Origin of the sequence: Negativicoccus succinicivorans, from assembly GCF_018373335.1 — a bacterium.
GTDB lineage: Bacteria > Bacillota > Negativicutes > Veillonellales > Negativicoccaceae > Negativicoccus > Negativicoccus succinicivorans_A.
Genome location: NZ_JAHAHH010000099.1, coordinates 1 through 3,348 on the forward strand (window position 1 = coordinate 1; position 3,348 = coordinate 3,348).

Consider the following 3,348-nt stretch of genomic DNA (forward strand, 5'->3'; position numbering starts at 1 on the left):
TAAATAAACACGCCTGCACTGCGGGCTGCAAAGCCGCCGGTCGCAATAATCGACATGGCATAATTCAGCGCTTCAAAAATCGGCATTCCTGCCAGGCATAAGAGTCCAAAAAGCACGGCTGAGAAAAGACAGTACATCCCCCATAGCGTGATCGCGTATTTGCGAATACGAGGCATAATTTGACCGTAGCCGTTAATCGCGGCTTCCGCATTAAAAAGGTTCGCCGCCTCCGCGCCCAAACTGCGCAGAAAAGCGAGCAACAGAATAATGATCCCCATACCGCCGAACCAGTGCGTCATGCTGCGATATAGCAACAACGGACGTGGCATCCCATCGACGTCCAAAATCACGGTAGCGCCGGTCGCCGTATAACCGGAAACCGATTCAAAAAGTGCATCGACGAAACTGGGAAGCTCGTTCCACATATAGTAAGGCAATGCGCCCACTAAGGAAGCCAAAATCCAAGTAAATGAAACGAGTACAAACCATTGGCTGAGTGTGATGGACGTGCTTTTTTGACCGTTGCGATCAATCAATACTCCTAATACCAACGTAATTACGGCGCTAAAGAAAAGCGGCCAAATCCACTCGTTAATGCAAATACCGTAAAAAAAAGGAACCAGCATAACGAGGGAAAACACCATGACCACTTTTCCCAGCAAGGCACAAACTGCCTTCATCTTTTTGTTCATACTACGCTTCCATATATGAAATTACCGCATCACTATATTCCGGTAGTGTAAATAACACAATTTGATCGCCCGGTTCACACACCGTTCGTCCATTCGGCACAATCGTTTCCTCGCCGCGAACGATGGCTCCCAATAGAGTGGTCCCCGGCAAATTGATTTCAGCCAACGGGCGATGTACGAGAGGATTTTGCTCGGTTACCTTCAGTTCCAAAGCAACTGCCTTCGAATCCTCGAAGCTGCTTACGGAAAGCACTTCCCCTTTGCGAATCTGTCGTAAAATTTCATTTGAAGTCAATAAGCGCGGTGAAAATACTATATCGATCCCAACCTGTTCCATCAAGTCTATGTACTCCGGTCGTCCGACTCGTACAAGAGTTCTTTGGACACCAAAATGGCGCGCCATTAAAGCGACAAGTAAGTTGAGCTTATCATCATCCGTCAAACAAACAATTGCATCATAATCGCCCACTTCCTCGTCACGCAAAAGATCGACATCCGTACCGTCACCATTAATGACGATTACATTGTCGGTTTCCGCCGAAAGGAGTTCGCAGCGCTCATAATCTTTTTCAATGACTTTTACATGATAATTTGCTTTTTCTAAAAGAATAGCTAAATTACGGCCAACCAATCCCGCACCTACTAACAAAACATTTTGAATTCGCGTACGGGTCGTAGACAGTTCTTCTTCGAGGCCTTCAATCGCTTGTCGTTCGCCGAGAAAGAATACATTATCAAGCATTTGAAGCGTATCATCCCCGTTTGGAATGATCATACGTCCATGTCGGAAAATACCGACGATCAGAACTTTATCGGGAATTTCCAAATCACGAATCCGTTGTCCCAACATATCTTCATTATCACGTGCTTTAATTTCCAAGAGTCGGACTTTGCCATTCGCAAAGTTTTCAACATCCAAGGCATTCGGCATTTTGATAATCTGCATCACTTCATTGGCTGTAACCATCTCTGTGTTAATAATGAGGTTCAGACCGAGCGATGCTAACGCCGGATTATTGTTTTGCAAGATGTATTCTTTGGCACGGACACGCGCAATGGTTTGCGTCGCTCCCAACTGCTTGGCAATGTAGCAGGATAAAAGATTTACTTCATCACGATCAGTTACCGCAACAAAAAGTTCCGTATCTTCCATGCCGATATCCATAAGTAAGCCGGGGTTGGCTCCGTTACCTACCATCAACATGGCTTCCAGATAGCTGCGAATCAAATCAATCCGTTCGGAATTTTCATCTATCAAGATGACATCATGATCTTCTTCCGATAAGCGTTGGGCAAGCGTGTATCCTACCTTGCCGGCACCAATAATCACAATCTTCATAATTCTACTCCACTAATCGTGTCTGCACATTATCTTGGGTAATTTTTCCTTGTTTCATTAAATGCCCAAGTGCACGTTTGAACGCACTTTTACTGAGGTTAAATTGGCGACGAATGACCGTGGGATCGCTTTTGTCCGTATACGGCATTACACCGCCACGTGCTTCCAAATAAGCAAGGATCGTGGCTGCATCCGTGGCTATTGCGGTTTCTTTTTGTGCACGTAGCGATGCATTCAAACGACCGTCCGCACGCACGAATGTAACCCGCGCCTTAACCATTTCTCCTACTAAAATCGTATGATCCCATTCATCACGATGAATAAAAACCAAATATTTTTGCGGCGTAATACCTAATGCGCCGTCAGCGGTAATATTATAAATCGCCGCCGTTACTTCATCGCCACGCTCAATGCCCTCACTGGGTTTAGCAATAGATTGCATGGCCAAGCCGACATCCATGCTCACCGCCAGTCGACCGGATTTATCTTCGTAAAGACGAACCCAAACGCGATCACCTTCTTGAAGATTTCCTTTCATTTCGGCAAATGGTAAAAAGATACCGCGTTCAGTCCCTAAGTCAACGAATGCGCCAAAGCGTGTGCGTTGAATTACTTCGGCATATGCAATTTGGCCCGGTTGAATGCGCGGTAAACGCATGCTCGCGGTCAATCTGCCTTTGGGATCATGGTACAGAAAAACATCCACAAGATCTCCTTCTTCGACCGATGTGGTTTGTTGATCATGGTGCAGCAGAATATCATCCGAAGTATTTCCGGTGCCGGCATCCAAAAAAGCTCCCATTTCACCGGTACGTGCGACCTTAAGAGTGACAAGCGTATTTTCTTTTAGCGTTACGTTATTGGTCGCCGCTGATTTGCTGTTCAATTTTGGCGTCTCCCCACATTGTGTCCAAATCATAGTAAGTGCGTTCTTCCGGCACAAAGATATGGACGATAAGCGATCCGAAATCCTGCAAAATCCAGGTTCCTTCACGATATCCGTTTTCTCGTAAAAGCTCTACATTATTATCTGCTAACAGTTTAGTCACTTCGTCAGCCAATGCCTGTGAATGCTTTTTATTCCCTGCATTCACCAAAATAAAATAATCAGCCAGTGTAGTAATACCGTCCATATTTAAAACTTTGATCTGTTTACCTTTTTTACTTTCCAATAAGGATACAACCTGTTCTGTTAACTGCTTAATTTCCATATTTTCCCCTTCCTATTTTGCCATGTTCGTAGTCAAAGTCTTACCGATCAACGTTTGACTACCAATCGGCTCTATTTGCCAGTAATAAACTTCTCCAGCCGTTTGC

4 protein-coding genes are annotated in these 3,348 nt (G+C 45.1%); all 4 read right to left on the reverse strand.

Features of this window, described 5'->3' with window-relative positions; genetic code table 11:
* On the reverse strand, positions 1–692 hold a 692-nt coding region (locus KH813_RS06295; RefSeq protein WP_303994500.1), incomplete at its 3' end, for a potassium transporter TrkG.
* 1 nt (position 693) lies between these two features.
* The gene (gene trkA / locus KH813_RS06300) at positions 694–2,031 is read right to left on the reverse strand and encodes a Trk system potassium transporter TrkA (protein ID WP_075938712.1); all 1,338 of its coding nucleotides are present in this window, start codon (positions 2,029–2,031) and stop codon (positions 694–696) included.
* A gap of 4 nt (positions 2,032–2,035) precedes the next feature.
* Positions 2,036–2,917 (reverse strand): S1 RNA-binding domain-containing protein, encoded by an 882-nt coding sequence (locus KH813_RS06305; RefSeq protein WP_303994501.1) that lies wholly within the window; start codon positions 2,915–2,917, stop codon positions 2,036–2,038.
* Positions 2,889–3,242, reverse strand: a complete 354-nt coding sequence (gene rsfS, locus KH813_RS06310) for a ribosome silencing factor (protein ID WP_303988440.1) — start codon at positions 3,240–3,242, stop codon at positions 2,889–2,891. The genes KH813_RS06305 and rsfS overlap by 29 nt, the downstream gene beginning before the upstream one ends.
* Between the last annotated feature and the right edge of the window lie 106 nt (positions 3,243–3,348).